The organism is Streptococcus suis (assembly GCF_017601095.1).
In the GTDB taxonomy this organism is placed as follows: Bacteria; Bacillota; Bacilli; order Lactobacillales; family Streptococcaceae; genus Streptococcus; species Streptococcus suis_Z.
Window position 1 is genome coordinate 109,400 of record NZ_JAGFUX010000001.1, and the last position, 20,713, is coordinate 130,112.

Consider the following 20,713-nt stretch of genomic DNA (forward strand, 5'->3'; position numbering starts at 1 on the left):
ATGAAAATTGAAAAAACCAATTATTGAATTTAAAAATGTCTCAAAAGTTTTTGAAGATAGTGGCACAACCGTTCTCAAGGATATTAACTTTGCATTAGAAGAAGGAAAATTTTATACCTTGTTGGGTGCTTCTGGATCTGGAAAATCAACCATTTTGAACATTATTGCTGGCTTGTTGGACGCGAGTTCTGGCGATATTTTCCTAGATGGTCAACGGATCAATGATCTTCCAACCAATAAACGGGATGTGCATACCGTTTTTCAGTCCTATGCTCTTTTCCCACATATGTCCGTGTTTGAAAATGTGGCTTTCCCCTTGAAGTTGCGTAAGGTAGAGAAAGCAGAAATTGAGCGCCGTGTTACGGAAGCTCTTCAAATGGTCCGTCTTTCGGGTTATGAAAAGCGTTCAATCCAGAAACTCTCTGGTGGACAACGCCAGCGTGTAGCCATTGCTCGTGCTATTATCAACCAGCCCCGCGTGGTCTTGCTGGATGAGCCGCTTTCTGCCTTGGACCTGAAATTGCGGACAGAGATGCAGTATGAACTCCGTGAGCTGCAGCAGCGGTTGGGGATTACCTTCGTCTTTGTCACTCATGACCAAGAAGAAGCATTGGCTATGAGTGACTGGATTTTCGTCATGAATGAAGGAGAGATTGTCCAATCTGGAACACCAGTTGATATTTATGACGAACCGATCAACCACTTTGTTGCAACCTTTATCGGCGAGTCCAACATTTTGCCTGGTCGTATGATTGAAGACTACCTCGTAGAATTCAATGGCAAACGCTTTGAGGCGGTGGACGGCGGTATGCGACCAAATGAAGAGGTCGAAGTGGTCATTCGTCCAGAAGATTTGCAGATTACTCTACCAGAAGAAGGCAAGTTGCAGGTAAAAGTGGATACCCAGCTCTTCCGAGGTGTTCACTATGAAATCATTGCCTACGATGACCTAGGCAATGAATGGATGATTCACTCGACACGCAAGGCCATTGTCGGAGAAGTAATTGGGCTTGACTTTGAGCCAGAAGATATCCATATCATGCGTCTCAACGAAACGGAAGAAGAATTTGATGCTCGTATTGAAGAGTACGTGGAAATTGAAGAAGTCGAAGATGGCTTGATCAATGCCATCGAGGAGGAGAGAAATGAAGAAAACCTCTAGACTGTTTGCTATTCCCTATGCTCTATGGGTTTTCCTCTTTGTCTTAGCTCCAGTTGTCTTAATCATCTACAAGTCATTTTTTGATTTAGATGGAAATATTACTTTGGATAATTACGCGAGTTATTTCAACTCTCCAAACATGACTTACCTGCGTATGAGTTTCAACTCGATTTTCTATGCAGGCATTATCACCTTGGTCACCTTACTTGTTTCATACCCAACTGCTTATTTTTTGACGCAACTCAAGCATAAGCAGCTGTGGCTGATGTTGATTATTTTACCGACCTGGGTCAATCTCTTGTTGAAAGCCTATGCCTTCATTGGGATTTTTGGTCAAAATGGCTCGATAAATTCCTTCTTGGAGTTTGTTGGCATTGGTGCCCAGCAGATTCTCTTTACAGATTTTTCTTTCATAGCAGTAGCGGCCTACATTGAAATTCCCTTTATGATTTTACCGATTTTCAATGCGCTAGATGATTTGGATCCAAATCTCATTAATGCTAGTCGGGATTTGGGCGCGACTTCTTGGCAAACCTTTACTAAAGTGATTTTTCCTCTTTCTATGAATGGCGTTCGTTCAGGTGTGCAGGCGGTGTTCATTCCAAGTTTAAGCTTGTTTATGTTGACACGCTTGATTGGAGGAAACCGCGTAATTACCTTGGGAACGGCTATTGAGCAACACTTCCTCACAACACAAAACTGGGGAATGGGCTCTACAATTGGTGTCGTCTTAATTGTGGCCATGCTCTTTACCATGTGGTTGACGAAAGAGAGGAAAAAATAATGAAGAAATTTGCAAAAATTTATCTCACGCTAGCCTTTCTTGTCCTCTATCTTCCTATTTTTTACTTGATAGCTTATGCCTTTAACGAAGGCGGTGACATGAACGGGTTTACTGGTTTTACCTTGGATTATTTTTCTTCCATGCTGGGGGATAAGCGTTTGATGCTTATCCTTGCTCAAACCTTTTTCCTAGCATTCACTAGTTCCTTAATTGCGACGATTATTGGTACTTTTGGAGCAATTTATATCCATCAGGCTCGTCCTCGTTTTCAAAATGCTCTTTTGTCTATCAATAATATCCTAATGGTAGCTCCCGATGTTATGATTGGTGCCAGTTTCTTGATTCTCTTCACTATGATTGGCTTCCAATTAGGCTTTGTGTCTGTTTTACTTAGCCATATAGCATTTTCCATTCCGATTGTGGTGTTGATGGTCTTGCCTCGTCTAAAAGAAATGAATGCGGATATGGTATCTGCAGCCTATGATTTGGGAGCTAGCCAATTTCAGATGCTGCGAGAAATCATGTTGCCGTATCTAACCCCTGCTATTATTGCAGGATACTTTATGGCCTTTACTTATTCCTTGGATGACTTTGCCGTGACCTTCTTTGTCACAGGAAATGGCTATTCAAACCTTTCTGTTGAGATTTACTCACGGGCTCGTCAGGGGATTTCTTTGGAGATCAATGCTCTGTCAACTCTTGTCTTCCTCTTTTCAATCTTATTAGTGGTGGGCTATTACTTTATCTCACGTGAAAAGGAGGCAGAATAATGAAGCGACTCTATTCATTTCTAGCAGGAGTAGTGGTAATTATCCTTGCTCTCTGGGCAGTCAGTCAGAATTTGGAAGAGCAGTCTACCCAGGGAACGACGGATAAATTGGTCATTTACAACTGGGGAGACTATATTGACCCTGAATTGATTGAAGAATTTACAGCTGAAACAGGGATTCAGGTTGATTACCAGACCTTTGATTCCAACGAAGCCATGTACACCAAAATCAAGCAGGGAGGCACAACCTATGATTTAGCTGTTCCATCAGAGTATATGATTTCAAAAATGATTGAGGAAGATATGCTGGTCAAGCTGGACAAGTCTAAATTGGAAGGCTTGGACAATATCGATCCGCAGTTTATGGGACTCAGCTTTGATGAGAACAATGACTACTCTGTCCCTTACTTCTGGGGCACATTGGGGATTGTTTACAATGAAACCATGGTAGAAAATGCCCCTGAGGAGTGGGAAGATCTCTGGTCAGAGGAATACCGTGACAATATCATGTTAATCGACGGTGTACGCGAGGTCATGGGCTTTGGCTTGCAGTCTTTGGGCTACAGTCTTAACTCCAAAAATCCAGCCGAGCTGGAAGAAGCAGCCAATCATCTCTATAATCTGACCCCGAATGTCAAGGCCATTGTTGCAGATGAGATTAAGGGTTACATGATCCAAGATGCAGCAGCAGTTGCCGTTAGTTTCTCAGGAGAGGCTAGCGAGATGCTAGATGGAAATGAAAACCTTCGTTACGTGGTACCATCAAAAGGTTCTAACCTTTGGTTTGACAATATGGTTATACCAAAAACAGCCAAGAACATCGACGGTGCTCATGCCTTTATCTCCTTTATGCTTCGTCCAGAAAATGCCTACCGTAATGCAGAGTATGTAGGCTATTCAACACCGATTCCAGAAGCTAAGGCTATGTTGGATGAAGAAACGCAGAACGATGAAGCCTTCTACCCGTCAGAAGAAACTATGGAAAACATGGAAGTCTATGACAACCTTGGAGTCAAGCTCCTCGGAGCCTATAATGACCTCTTCCTTCAGTTTAAAATGTATCGGAAATAAGCATCATTAATCTGATGCTTTTTCTTTTATCCTGGTTCATGATATAATTGTAAAAAAACTAGAAAGAGTATGACATGGTATTATCAAAGAAACGTGCAAGAAAAGTTATTGAAGAAATTATCGCCCTCTATCCTGATGCTCAACCAAGTTTGGATTTCCGCAATCATTTTGAATTGGTCTGTGCAGTACTTTTATCTGCTCAGACAACGGATGCTGCCGTCAACAAGGCGACACCTGGTTTGTTCGCAGCTTTCCCAACACCCCAGGCTATGGCAGCAGCAGAAGTAAAGGACATCGAGCCCTATATTTCTCGCTTGGGCTTGTATCGCAATAAAGCCAAATTTTTGAAAGAATGCGCTCAGCAGTTATTGGATCGACATGATGGCCTTGTACCTCAAACTCGTGAGGAATTAGAAGCCTTGGCTGGAGTTGGTAGAAAAACGGCCAACGTAGTGTTGAGTGTTGGATTTGGCATTCCTGCCTTTGCAGTTGATACTCATGTGGGACGGATCTGCAAACATCATGACATCGTTAAAAAATCAGCTTCTCCTTTGGAAACGGAGAAGCGGGTCATGGAAGTCTTACCACCAGAATTGTGGTTACCAGCCCATCAGGCTATGATATATTTTGGACGAGAAGTCTGTCATCCAAAAAATCCTGACTGTGATAAATTCCCACAATTATATGAATTTGATTAAAAAAATCTTCAGTTTTTGGAGATTTTTTTAATTTTCTTGTCAGAAATACCTAGCTAAATCAGAACATTTTTAAAATTATTCAACAAAAAACCTGTTAAAATGAAATTATACGAATATTCGGCCGGATTTTATTTGAATATTTTGCATAAAAACGAATGTTACATCGTGAACAGCCTTTGATATTGACAAAAACCAAACGATGAGATATAATTTTAGATGTCGGTTAAGGAAAGGCGAACAAATACGCTTTTCTTATGTAAAAAATCATTAGAAAACGAACTGAGGAGAAAATCATGTTTAATGAAACACCTGTTTTTGACTACGAAGATATCCAGTTGATTCCAAATAAATGTATCATCAATAGCCGTTCGGAGGCAGATACATCTGTAACTCTTGGAAAATACAGCTTTAAACTGCCAGTGGTTCCTGCCAATATGCAGACGATTTTGGATGAAGATGTAGCAGAGATGCTAGCAAAAGATGGTTATTTTTACATCATGCACCGTTTTGATGAAGAGGGACGAATTCCTTTCATTAAGCGCATGCATGACCAAGGTTTGATTGCTTCCATTTCGGTTGGTGTAAAAGACTATGAGTACGACTTTGTTTCTAGTTTAAAAGCTGACGCACCTGAATTTATTACCATTGACATCGCACACGGTCATGCGGATAGCGTGATTAAAATGATCAAGCATATCAAGAAAGAATTGCCTGATACCTTTGTCATTGCTGGTAATGTCGGCACACCTGAAGCTGTTCGTGAGTTGGAAAATGCCGGTGCGGATGCAACAAAAGTTGGAATTGGTCCAGGTAAGGTCTGCATCACCAAGGTCAAAACTGGTTTTGGTACAGGCGGTTGGCAGCTGGCTGCCCTTCGTTGGTGTGCAAAGGCTGCTCGTAAGCCGATTATTGCGGACGGTGGTATCCGTACCCACGGAGATATTGCCAAATCCATCCGCTTCGGTGCAAGCATGGTCATGATTGGTTCGCTCTTTGCTGGTCATATCGAAAGCCCGGGGAAGACTGTAGAAGTGGATGGCAAACAGTTTAAAGAATACTACGGTTCTGCCTCTGAATACCAAAAAGGTGCTTACAAAAACGTTGAAGGAAAGAAAATTCTCCTGCCAGCCAAAGGACACTTAAAAGATACGCTTGTAGAGATGGAACAGGACTTGCAATCATCCATTTCTTATGCTGGCGGTCGTGATATCACCAGCTTGAAACACGTGGATTATGTCATCGTGAAAAATTCAATCTGGAACGGTGATTCTATTTAATAGATATGAAGACGGACCCAAAAGAGTCCGTCTTTGATTTGCACTTTTTTTCTAGGCTTGTTACAATAGAAACGATAAAATAAGGAGATGTTATGTATAAAACTGGTTCTACTAGAGAGCGTTGGAGCCTCTTTCTCAAACTCTTTATCCCAATTTTAATCTATCAATTTGCAAATTTTTCTGCCTCATTTATAGACAACATGATGACGGGCCGTTTTAGCACGACCGATTTAGCAGGTGTTTCTATGGCGACTAGCCTTTGGAATCCGCTTTTTTCTTTCTTAACTGGAATTGTCTCAGCCTTGATTCCCATGATTGGGCAGGAATTGGGGAAGGGAGATAAGGAAAAAGTTCGTACGATTTTTCATTCTTTTGTTTATATTGGAATTGGACTGTCCATTTTCTTCTTAACCTGTCTGCTCTTTTTAGCTCGGCCGTTTTTAGCCAATCTGCAACTAGAAACAGCAGTTAGACAGGTAGCAGAGACTTATCTCTTTTATATGGCATTTGGACTGCCTCCCTTTCTGTTGTTCAGTATCTGTCGCTCTTTTTTTGATAGTATAGGCCTGACAAAACTGTCCATGTACCTAATGTTGCTGCTGGTACCTTTGAATTCTCTCTTTAACTATTTATTGATTTATGGGAAAATGGGGCTTCCAGCCCTCGGAGGAGCAGGAGCTGGGCTGGGTACAAGTCTTGCTTACTGGTGCCTATTGTTCATCATTCTCTTAGTGACCAAGTTTCACTCGGCCATTCAAGCATTTTCGATTTGGAAATGGACGCCCATCCATAAAAAATGGATTAAAGAAGGCCTGCGTATTGGCTTACCGATTGGTTTACAAGTTTTTGCAGAAGTCGCGATTTTTGCAGTTGTCGGCCTCTATATGTCAAACTATTCTTCCTTGACCATTGCTGCTCACCAGGCAGCCATGAATTTTGCGACTTTGCTCTATGCCTTTCCTTTGAGTGTGTCTATGACCTTGCCGATTGTCATCTCGTATGAAATCGGCGCAAGTGATGGTGAATCGGTGCGTTCCTATACTCAGATTGGACGTTTGACTGCTTTGGCATTTGCTAGTTTAACTCTGTCCTTTTTGTATTTCAATCGTCAATGGGTAGCTAGCCTCTACGGTCAAGAAGCGGACTTTATCCAGTTAACGGCTAGTTTCCTCACCTTTGCCCTCTTTTTTCAATTAGCAGATGCCTTCACGGCGCCTATACAAGGAATCCTGCGTGGCTACAAGGATACCAGCGTTCCTTTCGTTTTGGGATTGGTCTCTTACTGGTCCATAACTTTTCCCCTTGCTTGGTTCCTGGATGCCTGGCTAAAACTTGGTCCAAAAGCTTTTTGGATTGGTCTGATTACCGGTATTTTCTGCTGCGGTATTAGCCTTAACTTACGATTAAAATGGATTCAAAAGGAGTCAGGTTTATGAAAAAATCACTTACTTTCTATCTATGTCTTATTATTCTTGTAACCCTGTTGATTTTTAGTCAGGTCAAATGGTCAGTTGAATTACCCAATTCCCAATCTCTTGTCTTGACAGAAAATAACCAGCTTCTTAAGGAACTTTCTGGAAAGGATGCCCAGCTCTTTTTGCTTCAGTTAGAATCTACCAAGCCCTATTTCTTCAATAATGCCAGTGCAACTGATCAGCCAAGTAATCCTGACCGATTGTTGGTGATGAAAGTGGAGGAAGAGACTTACTATTTATATGAAAAAGATCAAAAAACATTTTTGATGAAACCTTACCAATATACTGTTGAGTTACCATCTAACCTGGATGCCATCTTAACAAACTAAAAATCCAGAAATTTCTTTCTGGATTTTCTTATTTTCGTTTCATTTCGCCTTGTGGGTAGTAGGTTCCTTCAGGCATATCATTTATAAAAACATGGATTGCTTCTTTGGGTGCCTTAGTATTTCGTGACACAACCTCGGTCACTTCACGCGCCAGAGCAATTTTCTGTTCTTCCGTGCGTCCTTCAAATAAATCAATTCGTACAAATGGCATATAGTTTCTCCTTTAGTTTGCTCGTTTCAGTATAGCATAAATTTCACCTGCTTTCTATAAGTAAGCAATTGACATCGCTTACAATTTATGCTAATCTACACGTACATAGGAGGTAATAGCTTATGAATTATTTTTATCGTATGATTTTATCCTTCTTACTGGCTGGATTATTTTTGTATCTAGTAATAACTGTTTATTATCAAACTATATGGGAAGGCCCCTTGTTTCTTGCATTTTCCTTCCTCAGCTTAATCTATGGATGTGTTATGCTCTACAAGTGGAAACCAAAGGCAGCTAAAATCATTTTTGAGTGTGTCGGAAATTTCTTAACATTACCTTTGACCTAATATCAAACAAGCTCAAATCGGGCTTTTTTTTCTTGTTAACATGCTAATTAATAGAGTATAATAGAATAAATTAGGAGGTATGTATGTCAAAAATAAGTCTAGATTATTTTTCAGAATGGTATCTTGCTAATCAGTCTGATTTACTGGCAAAGGCAAGATTGTGGCAGGAGGAAAACCAAAAATTAGTAAATGATTTCTTGCAGACCTGGCCCTTAGAACGGTTGAAGGATATGGATTTGGATGACTATGTAACCGGCAAGGGCCCTGAAAATAAGTCGCTTTGCTACGAATTGGAACATGGGAAATATCGAGATTTGTATTTAGGAATCCGAGGCGGGAATGCTGGAAAATTTGGGATTTATTGGAGCAAAGAACTAGCTTCCTATTGTAATCAGAATAATAAACCGTTAGCCCCTGAAGAATTGGCTACAGCATTTTCTCGTTTGAAATATGATTTAATTGCGATTATTCAGAGAGGTTTAGTCTTAGAATTTGATCATGATGAATTTAATATAAATTCATTCTTTAGTCGTTCTGCGATGGTTACAAAATTACTTTGTATTTATAGTGAATGTAAGGTATTTACAGGTCTCAATCTTCAAACCAACCAAAAAGAAATTTGGGGAAACTTGCTTCCACTTGAAAAATTAGGTGGGGTTTATAAACAAAACTATCAGTTGGTGAAAATCCTTTCAGAACGGCACCCAGAGTTGAATGCTGAAATACTAAGTTTTATTTTGTGGGAATTTCGAAATGAGGTATTACCTTCAAACAGTTCAGTAAAGGAAGAAGACTTGTTTTTGAAAAATCAGTATAGCTCGACCTTGTTAGAAGCAAAGAATGTGATTTTTCGTGGTGCTCCAGGGACAGGTAAAACATATCTTGCCCAGCAGATTGCAGCTGATATCATCAGCGGAGGACGTGTCCAAGATATAGAGCAACTCACTATTGAAGAAGAAGAGCGTCTTGGTTTTGTTCAATTCCACCCAAGCTATGATTACACAGATTTTGTGGAAGGACTTAGACCTGTAAATGTAGGAAGCAGTCTTGGTTTTCAGTTACGAGATGGAATATTTAAGATTTTCTGTGAGAAGGCTAAAGCTGGGCAAATGTCGGATGCAGATGTGAACACAATTTGGCAGGATTTTCTTCAATCCATTGGAAATGATATAATACAGCTTAATAATTTTCATTTTAAAGTCAATAGTCGTCAAAATATCACCTATATCGTCCCTGGAGGTTCTGAAGCCAGTCTGACCTTAGAAAATGTTCGTGAATACTTGGAAACTGGGAAGTGGGGAGAAATGAACTACCACTCAACCTATAAAACCCCAATTTTCGAAACTTACATCCTGCCGAAGCTAAAAGAAAGCCAACTTACCATTACAAACAAGCCCTATGTATTTATTATTGATGAAATAAATAGGGGTGAAATGAGTAAAATTTTTGGTGAACTGTTCTTCTCGCTAGATCCAAGTTACAGGGGGACAAAGGGGGCGGTCTTTACCCAGTATGCAAATTTACACACAAATCCAACTGAAAAGTTCTATATTCCAGAAAATGTCTACATCATTGGAACAATGAATGATATTGATCGATCAGTGGATACATTCGACTTTGCGATGCGAAGGCGATTTACCTTTATCGAAATTACAGCCGAACAGTCCGCTAAAAATATGGATTTACCTCAGTTTGTCAAAGAGCAGATGTTTCGCTTGAATCAGGCTATTATTACTATTTGTGGTTTGTCTGCAGATTATCAAATTGGGGCTAGTTATTTCAAAGATTCTTCTTCGCCAGAGCTAACGATAAATGAAGCTCCGCTATGGACCAAAAAACTCCAGCCACTTTTGAAAGACTATTTCCGTGGTGATCCGCATTCTGCTGAAAAATTGAAACAGCTACAATCAATCTATTTTAACGGAGAGTAGGGATGATGGTTCACTATCTTGTCACAGACAATTCAAAAATCAGCCCAAATTTGCTCGTAGAGAATCTAAGTAACCGAACTTTAAAGCAGTTGTCTAGGGAAGATTTCCTGCTTTTCCCACCAAATTTAAAACAATCTTCAGACCTCAAAGCGGACCAATCAATTTTTGAATTGAGAAATGGACAATGGTGGACTTGTAACATCGCTGGTTTTCTTATTGGTCAAGGGGATAGTATGACGATTCGGTCAAGGTTTAGTCTTGACGATGGGGATGATTTCTTTCTACAATACATGTTGGAAACTGTCCTCCACTACAATGTTACAAAACATCAATTAAATAGTCAGCGAAATCAATCTTTCTATGACTTGCTTGTCTTTCTGTTCCCTTATTATTTGAACCAGGCTATGTCAAAGGGGATTTATAAAGAATATGTTAAGAATAATTACAATGATAGTCATATAAGGGGACGGATTGATATTTCACGACATATCCAACAAAATACCCTTTTTACAGGTCGCATTGCCTATCAGACCAGGGAGTTTTCATTTGACAATCCTGTAAACCAGCTCATTAGACATACTATTGAAAAAATATGTCATCACCATGCCTTCATCCTAGACACTGAACCAATCATTCGAGAAAATGTTCAAGCAATTCGACAACTAACACCTACGTATTCTTTAATGGATAGAGGGGCTGTGTTGTTGAAAAACATCAATTCTCCGCTTAGGCACGGCTATTATGAAGAATATGGTCATTTGCAAGATCTTTGTATCCGAATTTTGCAGGAGGAGAAGATACATTTTGGGTTTCACCATCACAATATCAATGGTTTTCTGATTGACATTGCATGGCTTTGGGAGGAATACATCGGAAAAGTTACAAATTGGGAGCACTATGGCCGAGATTCGAAATTAAAAACTCTCCATTTGTTTAAAAATCCAGTACATTCGCCCCGCTATCCTGATTTTGTTTATCAAGGAATCCCCATTGATACAAAATATAAACGCATTTTAGATAGCCGTAATGACTATAATCAGTTAACAACCTATTTGCATATCTTACAAGCGAAACAAGGTGGTTTTATCCAACCAAGTACTGAAAAATCAGGTTTGGAAAAAATCGGGGAGTTAGCTGGAATGGGTGGTAATTTATTTGGCTATCACTTCCAGATTCCTCAAACTTACACGGGCTATGAGGATTTTTGTCAGCAGATGAAAAATGAGGAAAAACAGATGCTGGAAAAAATCAATTTTTAATCGTATATACAAGCTCAAATCGGGCTTGTTTTTCTATTTCCTAAATGGTCAAATTATGATAAAATGGAGGGAGTGAAATTTTAAGATTGGAAAGTGAAAAGTGGCTCAATTATACTATAAATATGGGACGATGAATTCTGGCAAAACCATTGAAATTCTTAAAGTTGCCCATAACTATGAAGAGCAAGGTAAGCCTGTCGTCATTATGACCTCTGCCTTGGACACTCGTGATGCCTTTGGCGTTGTTTCAAGCCGTATTGGTATGCGACGTGAAGCAGTAGCAATTGATGATGAGATGGACATTTTTGGTTACATTCAGAAAATGGAACCTCGTCCTTATTGTGTCTTGATTGATGAAGCGCAATTTCTCCGCCGTCATCATGTCTATGACTTAGCACGAGTGGTAGACGAATTGGATGTTCCAGTTATGGCTTTTGGTCTGAAAAATGATTTCCGAAATGAACTCTTTGAAGGCTCCAAACACTTGTTGCTTTTGGCAGACAAATTGGATGAAATTAAAACAATCTGCCAGTATTGTTCCAAAAAGGCAACTATGGTGTTGCGAACGCAAGACGGAAAACCAACCTATGAAGGCGCTCAAATTCAAATTGGTGGAAATGAAACCTACATCCCAGTTTGCCGCAAACATTATTTTTCGCCAGAAATATAGCCATTTTGAATCAAATAAAGAAATATGGAGTTACAAATCTGCCCATATTTGGAGATCGGACTTGAACACGCCTATAAGCAAACTAGAAGTTTGTTCGGTCAAATATTTAGAAAGGAACTGAATTTGGGCTACGAACTGTGCCTATTTCATGACCTATATATTACAGAAAGGAATTGAACACGCCCTACAAGCTGTGTCAAAAAGATAATTTCTCCAAGTGTTTGTAACACTTGGTCGAAATTCCTATTTTGACTGTGCTTGCTTAACGGGCTTTGTATCTTAATAGAACTGCACACGCCCTACAAGCTAACTAGAAGTGTGTTCTTTCCAAATTTTTAGAAAGGAACTGAATTCGGGCTACGAACTGTGCAAAAAAGATAGTTTTTCCTAGGACGCTTTCGTCCTTCGTCAAAACTCCTATTTTTGCTATGTTCGTTTAACGCCTTTAATATCTTAATTTTATGAACATCTACGATCAATTACAGGCGGTGGAAGACCGCTATGAGGAACTTGGTGAATTGTTGTCTGACCCTGATGTGGTCAGTGATACCAAGCGTTTTATGGAGTTGTCTAAGGAAGAAGCGGCAACTCGTGATACAGTAACAGCCTACCGTGAATATAAGAATGTACTTCAAAACATCATCGATGCAGAAGAGATGATCAAAGAATCTTCTGGCGATGCTGATTTGGAGGAAATGGCTAAGGAAGAACTTAAACAAGCTAAGTCTGATAAAGAGGCGTACGAAGAAAAGCTGAAAATCCTTCTTTTGCCAAAAGACCCTAACGATGACAAAAATATCATCTTGGAAATCCGTGGTGCAGCAGGTGGTGACGAGGCCGCCCTCTTTGCTGGTGACCTTTTGACTATGTACCAAAAGTATGCAGAGGGTCAAGGCTGGCGTTTTGAAGTCATGGAGGCTTCTTATAACGGTGTTGGTGGTATCAAGGAAGTAGTTGCCATGGTCTCTGGTCAATCCGTTTATTCAAAACTCAAGTATGAATCAGGAGCTCACCGTGTCCAACGTGTCCCAGTGACAGAAAGCCAAGGTCGTGTCCACACCTCAACAGCGACTGTCCTCATCATGCCAGAAGTTGAAGAAGTGGAATATGACATCGATCCAAAAGACCTCCGTGTTGATATCTACCACGCATCTGGCGCCGGTGGACAGAACGTCAACAAGGTTGCGACTGCCGTCCGTATCGTTCACTTGCCAACAAACATCAAGGTGGAGATGCAGGAAGAACGGACTCAGCAGAAAAACCGTGAAAAGGCCATGAAAATTATCCGTGCCCGCGTTGCGGACCACTTTGCCCAGATTGCCCAAGATGAACAGGATGCAGAGCGTAAATCAACCATTGGTACAGGAGATCGTTCAGAGCGTATCCGTACTTACAACTTCCCACAAAACCGTGTGACAGACCACCGTATCGGCTTGACCTTGCAAAAGCTGGATACTATTTTGTCAGGAAAGATGGACGAAGTTGTTGATGCCCTCGTGCTCTATGATCAAACGCAAAAACTGGAAGAGCTTAATAAATAATGAATTACGCTCAATTATTTGCAGCATACGAAGAACAATTAGTCGCAGCCGGTGAAGAGGCAGAATCCCTGTCCTTCACCTTTCGTGGCTTAAAGGGACTGAATTTTACGGAATATCTCCTCCTGCTCCGTCAGGAAGTTAGTCCAGATGACCAAGAACTACTAAACCATATTTTTCAGCAACTTTCCCAGCACCGGCCTGCCCAGTACATTATTGGCAAGGCTGATTTTCATGGCTTGGAGTTTACGGTAGATGAGCGAGTACTCGTTCCGCGGCCAGAGACAGAAGAGTTAGTTGATTTGATTTTGCAGGAAAATAGCAGAGCAGGTTTGCGTATCTTAGACATCGGTACAGGAAGTGGCGCTATTGCAATTTCCCTTGCAAAAGCTAGACCTGATTGGGAAGTGGTAGCAGTTGACATTTCAAAGGATGCCCTAGCAGTGGCTCAGGAAAATGCAAGAACCAACAAAGTCTCAGTTCACTTTCTAGAATCGGATGTCTTACAAGCAGTGACAGGTCAGTTTGATATCATTGTTTCCAATCCACCCTACATCTCACCAGATGACACAGATGAAGTTGGGCTCAATGTATTGACTTCTGAGCCACATCTGGCCTTATTTGCAGAAGAAGATGGGCTAGCCATTTATCGTCAAATTGCGGAGCAAGTAGGGGCATTTTTAAAGGAAAATGGAAAACTCTACTTTGAAATTGGCTACAAGCAAGGGCAAGACCTAACCGACTTACTCACTCTGCATCTCCCCAAAAAGCGAATTCGAGTTCTCAAAGACCAATTTGGTCAAGATAGAAAGGTTGTCGCGGATGACAATGGATAAACTCCGAAAAATTCTTGAAAGTGGTGGTGCTGTTATCCTACCAACTGAAACAGTCTATGGACTCTTTGCCCAAGCCTTAAATGAAGAGGCGGTCAATCGTGTCTATCAGTTGAAACAACGTCCGAGGGACAAGGCCATGAACTTAAATGTCTCAAACCTGAACGATATTTATTTTTTTAGTCAAAATCCACCCTTTTTTCTGGAAAAACTGTATAATAGGTTTATGCCAGGACCGCTAACAATTATCCTAAAATCGAACAATAATGTTCCTTTTTGGGTTAATTCAGGTCTGGATACTGTTGGATTTCGTCTGCCAAAGCACAAAAAAACCTTACGTTTGATTGCAGAAACCGGTCCTTTAATTGGACCGTCAGCTAATGTCTCAGGTCAAGAAAGTGGGAAAGAGTTTAGCAAGCTCCTATCGCAATTCTCCGAAAAAATAGAAGGATTTGCAGATGACCAAGCATTGACCGGAATTGATTCAACGATCTTAGATCTTTCAGGACCAAGAGCTAGAATACTTCGACAAGGTAGTATCAGCCAAGAAGAAATCCAAGCAGCTGTTCCTGAAATTGAATTTGAGAATTGATTTGTCTGAACTTCGTAATCAAGCACATCGTTTTTCAAGTATTTGGGCTACAAATTTGACAAATTGCATTATTTTTTTCAAACACTTATAAAGGAGTACCGTAAATGATTTTTGACAAAGTTGACTACAAAGATTTCGACAAAGAAGTTTGGGAAGCTATTCAAGCTGAAGAAAAACGCCAACAAAACAATATCGAATTGATTGCTTCTGAAAACGTTGTTTCTAAAGCAGTTATGGCTGCCCAAGGTTCTATTTTGACCAATAAATACGCTGAGGGTTACCCAGGTCGTCGTTACTATGGTGGTACAGAGTGCGTTGACGTCATCGAAAGCCTTGCCATTGAACGTGCTAAAGAAATCTTCGGTGCTCAGTATGCCAACGTTCAACCACACTCAGGTAGCCAAGCCAACTGCGCGGCTTACATGGCCTTGATTGAGCCAGGTGACACTGTCATGGGTATGGACCTGTCAGCCGGTGGTCACTTAACCCACGGTGCTGCAGTAAGCTTCTCAGGACAAACCTATAACTTTGTGGCTTACAACGTTGACGAAGAAACTGGTTTGCTTGACTATGATGCTATTTTAGAGCAGGCAAAAGAAGTGCAGCCTAAACTGATTGTAGCAGGTGCTTCAGCCTATGCTCGTATCATTGATTTTGCAAAATTCCGTGAAATCGCAGACGAAGTTGGTGCTAAATTGATGGTCGACATGGCCCATATTGCAGGTCTTGTAGCAGCAGGTCTTCATCCAAACCCAGTTCCTCATGCTCATATCACAACGACCACAACCCACAAAACTCTTCGTGGCCCTCGTGGTGGCTTGATTTTGACTAATGATGAAGCGCTTATCAAGAAAATCAATTCTGCCATCTTCCCTGGTATCCAAGGTGGTCCACTTGAGCACGTTATCGCTGCGAAAGCTGTTTCCTTCAAAGAAGTTTTGGATCCAGCCTTTAAAGATTATGCTCAGAAAATTATTGATAATAGCAAGGCTATGGCAGAAGTCTTCCTTGCCAACCCTAATTTCAAAGTCATCACAGGTGGCACAGACAACCATCTTTTCTTGGTTGATGTGACAAAAGTAGTTGAGAATGGTAAAGTTGCACAACATCTCTTAGATGAAGTGAATATTACTCTCAATAAAAACTCAATTCCTTACGAAAAGCTCTCACCATTCAAAACTAGTGGTATTCGTATTGGTGCAGCAGCTATCACAGCCCGAGGTTTTGGAGAGGAAGAAGCGCGTAAGGTTGCTGAGTTGACAATCAAAGCCCTTGAAAATGCTGAAAACGAAGCAGTTCTTGAAGAAGTTCGTCAAGAAGTACGTGCTTTAACAGACCGCTTCCCACTTTACGAAGGTTTATAATGGATATATTTGTAAAAAAAGCTATTATACATCAATTTAGTCCTGATGACACAGAGCTGGTCCTTGCCGACCAGCTTTTGACTGTCAGCCCTAAAATTGAAGAATACTTGCGCAAGAAAATCGAGCGTGTGTTTTCTGATGAAGCCAAAACTGGACAGTTTGAGCCAGATAGTCCTTTTCTTGATTATTTAAAAGAGGATTTACTGACCAATTCTGTCAAGATTGCTGGCCTCTGGAAAGAAGAATTTTCCATTTCAGAAAATCTCAAGACCAATGATTTAATCTTTATCGAGTTTGAGAGAATTGGTGTGGAACATTTCGCCTTTCTAAGAATTGCCCTGCGTGAAAACCTAGCTCACGTTGGTTCAGAAAGTGATAGTCCGCTAAAAATCACTCAAAACAATCTACCAGGAGCAGGCTCTACGCCAGATGAAGCCCTGATTATCAATTTACAGACGCGCAAGTATTATTTGATTGAAAAGAGAATTAAGCATAATGGAGCCTTTCTTCATTACTTTTCAGATAATCTCTTGCAGGTCACGCCAGCCATTTCTGCAAAGAAATCTATCAAAGCAGTAGAACAGACAGCTCAAAAAATTGCGGACAATTTTCACCAAGGAGATTTCCAATTTCAATCCAAGGTCAAATCAGCTATTTTCAACCATTTGGAAGAAGACAATGAACTTTCTCCTGAAAAATTAGCTGATCAGTTATTCGATAACAATTTGACTGCTCGTTTGAATTTTGTTGATCAATTAAAAGAAGTCATTCCAGATAAGATTTCTTTCGATGAGATTGATAGTAGTCGTCAGCTCAAGAAATTTGAAAACCAAAAACTTTCCTTATCAAATGGCATTGAATTGATTGTGCCTAACGCAATCTATGAAGATGCTGAATCAGTAGAGTTTATTCAAAATGATAATGGGACTTATTCCATTCTCATTAAGAACATAGAAGATATTAAGAGTAAATAAATGAAAAAATTAACAAGAACGATTTTTCTCGTCGTCCTTGTTTTCTTAGCCTATCAGTTTTATGTGATTCGTACAAACGTGAAACAGGTTTTGACCTTTCAAAGCACTATACAAGAAGTATTGATTTCAAGCCAAAGCTCAGCAAGTGAGGACTTGATTCTGGCGATGATATATACGGAAACCAAGGGGCTGAAGGCAGATGTCATGCAGTCTAGTGAAGCTGAAACAGGGACGACAAATACCATTACAGATAGTCGAGAAAGTATCCAAGTAGGAGTAGCTTATCTCAATCAGATGTTTGCAGCAGCAAAAGCAGCAAATGTGGACAGTTGGACAGCTGTGCAAGCCTATAATTATGGGCCAGGATATATTTCCTATGTCGCTGCAAATGGTGGTGAACATACTATCGAGTTATCAAAGAACTATTCCCTTAACATCGTTGCTCCTAATCTGGGCAATTCTGATGGTGAGACCTATACCTATTACCACCCGATAGCGGTGCTAAATGGGGGAAAGTTGTATGTGAATGGCGGAAATATCTACTATTCTCGACAAGTTGAATTCAACCAGTACCTCATTCGGTTTATGAAGTGGTTTATATAATTTGATTAGCGGGATAATCCCGCTTTTTTGTGGAATATGCTATAATACTAATGAAAGAGGTGATGGAATGAATCGGACAGTTCTTATTACAGGAGCAACTAGCGGTATTGGAAGAGCGATGGCGCAAACCTTCGCATCAAATGGTGACAAGTTGATTTTACTAGGACGCCGTTTAAAACGATTAGAGGACTTAAAATTCGAGTTAGAAGTGCAATTTTCAACTGATGTCTGGGTTTACCAGCTCGATGTCACTCAGATTGAAGCTGTTAAAGAGGTTTCATCTCTTATTTTAGCCCAACATGGGTCAATTGACATTCTGATAAACAATGCAGGCTTAGCTCTTGGCCTAGAACCCTATCAGGATAGTAATTTGGACGATAGTCTGACCATGATCGACACCAATGTTCGCGGGCTATTAGCTGTGACACGCCAGTTTTTACCAAAAATGGTAGAGAAAAACAAGGGACATATCATCAATATCGGTTCAACTGCGGGTATTTATGCCTACGCTGGTGCTACCGTTTATGCGGCCACCAAGGCAGCTGTACGTTTTATTAGTGATGGTATTCGAATTGATACTATGGCCAGCAATATTAAGGTAACGACATTACAACCTGGCATTGTTGAGACAGATTTTAGTCAGGTTCGTTTCAAAGGTGATCAAGAAAGGGCAAAATCAGTTTATGCAGGTGTCGAGGCTCTACAGGCAGAGGATATCGCAAATTGTGCTCTTTTCGTCGCCAATCAACCAGCACATGTGCAGATTTCGGATATGACCATTATGGCCCGCCAACAAGCTACTGGATTTTTAATCCATCGTGAAGAGAAGGAGAGTAAACATGAATAAATCCTTTGTAAAAACTTTGAGTCTGTCACTACTGGCTAGTCTCTTTTTAACTGCCTGCAGCACGATTTCCAAGCAAGAAAGTGGAGGCAGTTCTTCTACCAGCCAAACAAGTTCACAAACAACTACTATCAGTACTGAAGCGACTTCTACGACTAGCTCATCAACGTCATCTAGTAGTTCAGAAACTCAAACGGATACGGCGTTGAATTTAGATGCAATTGCCGCTGGAGATTTTTCTAGTCTGGCGGGCACATGGATGAACAGCCAAGGAAATATATTAGTATTTGACCAAACCGGCCTTGTATCTGAAGATTCATTTTGGTCAGGAGAGTTTGTATGGTCAAACGGTTTATTGACAACTAGTGTTCAAGCTAGTTCTGGTGCAGGTGGCTATGCTTTGGTCTTGGTTCCTAGAGGTATGGAGATCCCGTCTGAATTTTTTGCAGATGGTTCTGATCCTTCTGACCAAACAAAAGACCGACTTTTTGGAGCGCAAAACGTTCTCTCAACTGAAAACTTTGATCCATTTTATCGTGTATCAACCGCTCTCCCCCATTCTCAAAGCAACCTGGAAACTGGTGTGACACTTGAAAGTGGACAGGTCAGCATTGATTATGCGACTGAGAAAATCGGAGACAAGGCTTGGATCGTGATAGAAGGAAACTACACTCGTACAGAATCCGTTCCTTACAATCTCCTACAAGGTTCCGATGATAGTCTAATCTGGGTCTATCAAAACGGTGTGATTTACGGAGACAACAATCAACTGCTTTATACACCATAAATTACCATTAATACTTAGAATAAGAAATGAAAAACTAATTAAAACGGTGTTCCTACAAATTCGGAACACCGTTTTATATTTTGAAGATTCAATTGCTTCTATTGAATATTTTTAGAAGAAAAATAAGGTAACTTACTTGATATAACTTAAGATAGGTTATGTAAAATATTTAATTCACAACTGGAATATCAAAGACAGTTTTTTACTGCTTATGGATAATCAATTGCAGTTGCAGAAGAAGTTTGGGATCGAAATTCTGCCAAAGTCTGCTCTGAAAAATAGGTGTCATTCAAACTCTCTACAAAAGCGGACATGGAGATAATAGCTGTTGGCAAAACGAGGGTTTGCTGTTCATAGCGAAAGGATATATCAGACCAATCATCTGCTGCAAATGTTTTGATGAGTTCCTCATTGATTTTTTGAGCAGCAACACTGGCAGTAGAAGATGATGCCAAAATCTTCTCTAATTGAGATCGAAAAATATCCTTGTCTGCAACCAAGTCTTCCAAGGTAAGCAAGCTCTCATCTGTCTTTTCATAAAAGATTTCCAGTTCTTCCTCTTGGCTGGTCGTAACTTGAAGCCAGTCTGCTCTGATTCTTGTTTTCATAACTGCATAAGAAGTCGCATTTTCAAAAGGGCTAGTACGAGTTTGTGGATAGAGAACAATCCATTCTTTCTGAGTCAGACTATCAGCTTTTGCTGTTTTCAGTATTTCGTCAGAAGCAGCACTGATTCGTTGGCTGATAGCAGTCTGGTTATCTCGCTGTAGAAATTCAATAATTCTCGGATTCTGTGGACCTCCAATGGCATCAATCTTGGTTCCCATATCATCATTGATCCGTAAGTTGAGGGCTACAAACTGCTCGTTCAGCAAACGATTCTGTTCTTTGCCAAACCAGTGAAGACCAAAACCAACTAAACAAATGATAAGCAATCCCAAAGCAAGTTTTTTCCAATTTTTTTGCATAAGAACCCCTACCTTTCTACATTTATATATTATCACATAAAACTAAAGGAGACAAGTAGATATAAATCAGTTTTTATGAAAAAAAGCCCATAGAAAATAGACTTTCTATGGGCTTACAACTTTTCAAGCATTGGGTAAATTAGTCCACTGGACTAGCGACGCTTTATTATTTTTAGGTGTCGGGTAAAACAGTCTATCCCCAGACAACGATGCTCTTTCGTTTTTAG

21 protein-coding genes are annotated in these 20,713 nt (G+C 40.3%); 19 read left to right on the forward strand and 2 right to left on the reverse strand.

Going from position 1 to position 20,713, the window contains the following annotated elements; genetic code table 11:
• The first annotated feature begins 7 nt into the window (after positions 1-7).
• From J5566_RS00565 to J5566_RS00600, 8 genes are all read left to right on the forward strand, one after another.
• Positions 8-1,162, forward strand: coding sequence for an ABC transporter ATP-binding protein (locus tag J5566_RS00565; protein ID WP_208561647.1), 1,155 nt, complete (start codon positions 8-10; stop codon positions 1,160-1,162).
• Positions 1,146-1,946: an ABC transporter permease gene (locus J5566_RS00570; protein WP_208561648.1), complete on the forward strand. Its 801-nt coding sequence runs from the start codon at positions 1,146-1,148 to the stop codon at positions 1,944-1,946. The genes J5566_RS00565 and J5566_RS00570 overlap by 17 nt, the downstream gene beginning before the upstream one ends.
• Complete coding sequence (locus tag J5566_RS00575) at positions 1,946-2,716, forward strand: ABC transporter permease (RefSeq protein ID WP_208561649.1); 771 nt, start codon at positions 1,946-1,948, stop codon at positions 2,714-2,716. Before J5566_RS00570 ends, J5566_RS00575 begins: the two co-directional genes overlap by 1 nt.
• On the forward strand, positions 2,716-3,786 hold the full coding sequence (locus tag J5566_RS00580) for an ABC transporter substrate-binding protein (protein WP_208561650.1): 1,071 nt from the start codon (positions 2,716-2,718) through the stop codon (positions 3,784-3,786). Before J5566_RS00575 ends, J5566_RS00580 begins: the two co-directional genes overlap by 1 nt.
• Positions 3,787-3,860: 74 nt before the next feature.
• Positions 3,861-4,484 carry an endonuclease III gene (gene nth, locus J5566_RS00585; RefSeq protein WP_208561651.1) on the forward strand — a complete coding sequence of 208 codons (624 nt, stop codon included), beginning with the start codon at positions 3,861-3,863 and terminating at the stop codon, positions 4,482-4,484.
• 293 nt (positions 4,485-4,777) lie between these two features.
• Complete coding sequence (guaC, locus tag J5566_RS00590; RefSeq protein WP_208561652.1) at positions 4,778-5,761, forward strand: GMP reductase; 984 nt, start codon at positions 4,778-4,780, stop codon at positions 5,759-5,761.
• A 92-nt stretch (positions 5,762-5,853) separates the two neighbouring features.
• Positions 5,854-7,197 carry an MATE family efflux transporter gene (locus tag J5566_RS00595; RefSeq protein WP_208561653.1) on the forward strand — a complete coding sequence of 448 codons (1,344 nt, stop codon included), beginning with the start codon at positions 5,854-5,856 and terminating at the stop codon, positions 7,195-7,197.
• On the forward strand, positions 7,194-7,565 hold the full coding sequence (locus J5566_RS00600) for a hypothetical protein (protein WP_208561654.1): 372 nt from the start codon (positions 7,194-7,196) through the stop codon (positions 7,563-7,565). Before J5566_RS00595 ends, J5566_RS00600 begins: the two co-directional genes overlap by 4 nt.
• Positions 7,566-7,593: 28 nt before the next feature.
• Here J5566_RS00600 and J5566_RS00605 read toward each other — a convergent pair whose 3' ends face one another.
• Positions 7,594-7,776, reverse strand: coding sequence for a 4-oxalocrotonate tautomerase (locus J5566_RS00605; RefSeq protein WP_172044455.1), 183 nt, complete (start codon positions 7,774-7,776; stop codon positions 7,594-7,596).
• A gap of 577 nt (positions 7,777-8,353) precedes the next feature.
• Between J5566_RS00605 and J5566_RS00610 the strand changes: the two genes are divergently transcribed.
• The 11 genes from J5566_RS00610 to J5566_RS00660 all read left to right on the forward strand — a co-directional run bounded on the left by J5566_RS00610 (position 8,354) and on the right by J5566_RS00660 (position 19,518).
• On the forward strand, positions 8,354-10,054 hold the full coding sequence (locus J5566_RS00610) for an McrB family protein (RefSeq protein ID WP_244228918.1): 1,701 nt from the start codon (positions 8,354-8,356) through the stop codon (positions 10,052-10,054).
• A 2-nt stretch (positions 10,055-10,056) separates the two neighbouring features.
• Entirely contained in the window at positions 10,057-11,313 is a 1,257-nt protein-coding gene (locus tag J5566_RS00615; protein WP_208561656.1) for a 5-methylcytosine restriction system specificity protein McrC, read from the forward strand.
• A 100-nt stretch (positions 11,314-11,413) separates the two neighbouring features.
• On the forward strand, positions 11,414-11,983 hold the full coding sequence (locus J5566_RS00620; RefSeq protein WP_167785401.1) for a thymidine kinase: 570 nt from the start codon (positions 11,414-11,416) through the stop codon (positions 11,981-11,983).
• 461 nt (positions 11,984-12,444) lie between these two features.
• Entirely contained in the window at positions 12,445-13,524 is a 1,080-nt protein-coding gene (prfA, locus tag J5566_RS00625; protein ID WP_208561657.1) for a peptide chain release factor 1, read from the forward strand.
• Positions 13,524-14,357 carry a peptide chain release factor N(5)-glutamine methyltransferase gene (prmC, locus tag J5566_RS00630; RefSeq protein ID WP_208561658.1) on the forward strand — a complete coding sequence of 278 codons (834 nt, stop codon included), beginning with the start codon at positions 13,524-13,526 and terminating at the stop codon, positions 14,355-14,357. The genes prfA and prmC overlap by 1 nt, the downstream gene beginning before the upstream one ends.
• Positions 14,344-14,946, forward strand: coding sequence for an L-threonylcarbamoyladenylate synthase (locus J5566_RS00635; RefSeq protein WP_208561659.1), 603 nt, complete (start codon positions 14,344-14,346; stop codon positions 14,944-14,946). Before prmC ends, J5566_RS00635 begins: the two co-directional genes overlap by 14 nt.
• 104 nt (positions 14,947-15,050) lie before the next feature.
• Positions 15,051-16,310, forward strand: a complete 1,260-nt coding sequence (glyA, locus tag J5566_RS00640; RefSeq protein WP_208561660.1) for a serine hydroxymethyltransferase — start codon at positions 15,051-15,053, stop codon at positions 16,308-16,310.
• Complete coding sequence (locus tag J5566_RS00645) at positions 16,310-17,284, forward strand: nucleoid-associated protein (protein WP_208561661.1); 975 nt, start codon at positions 16,310-16,312, stop codon at positions 17,282-17,284. The genes glyA and J5566_RS00645 overlap by 1 nt, the downstream gene beginning before the upstream one ends.
• Entirely contained in the window at positions 17,285-17,887 is a 603-nt protein-coding gene (locus J5566_RS00650; protein ID WP_208561662.1) for a lysozyme family protein, read from the forward strand.
• Between the two features lie 67 nt (positions 17,888-17,954).
• Positions 17,955-18,734 carry an SDR family NAD(P)-dependent oxidoreductase gene (locus J5566_RS00655; protein ID WP_208561663.1) on the forward strand — a complete coding sequence of 260 codons (780 nt, stop codon included), beginning with the start codon at positions 17,955-17,957 and terminating at the stop codon, positions 18,732-18,734.
• The gene (locus tag J5566_RS00660; RefSeq protein ID WP_208561664.1) at positions 18,727-19,518 is read left to right on the forward strand and encodes a DUF6287 domain-containing protein; all 792 of its coding nucleotides are present in this window, start codon (positions 18,727-18,729) and stop codon (positions 19,516-19,518) included. Before J5566_RS00655 ends, J5566_RS00660 begins: the two co-directional genes overlap by 8 nt.
• A gap of 209 nt (positions 19,519-19,727) precedes the next feature.
• Here J5566_RS00660 and J5566_RS00665 read toward each other — a convergent pair whose 3' ends face one another.
• On the reverse strand, positions 19,728-20,486 hold the full coding sequence (locus J5566_RS00665) for a hypothetical protein (RefSeq protein ID WP_208561665.1): 759 nt from the start codon (positions 20,484-20,486) through the stop codon (positions 19,728-19,730).
• Positions 20,487-20,713 lie beyond the last annotated feature (227 nt).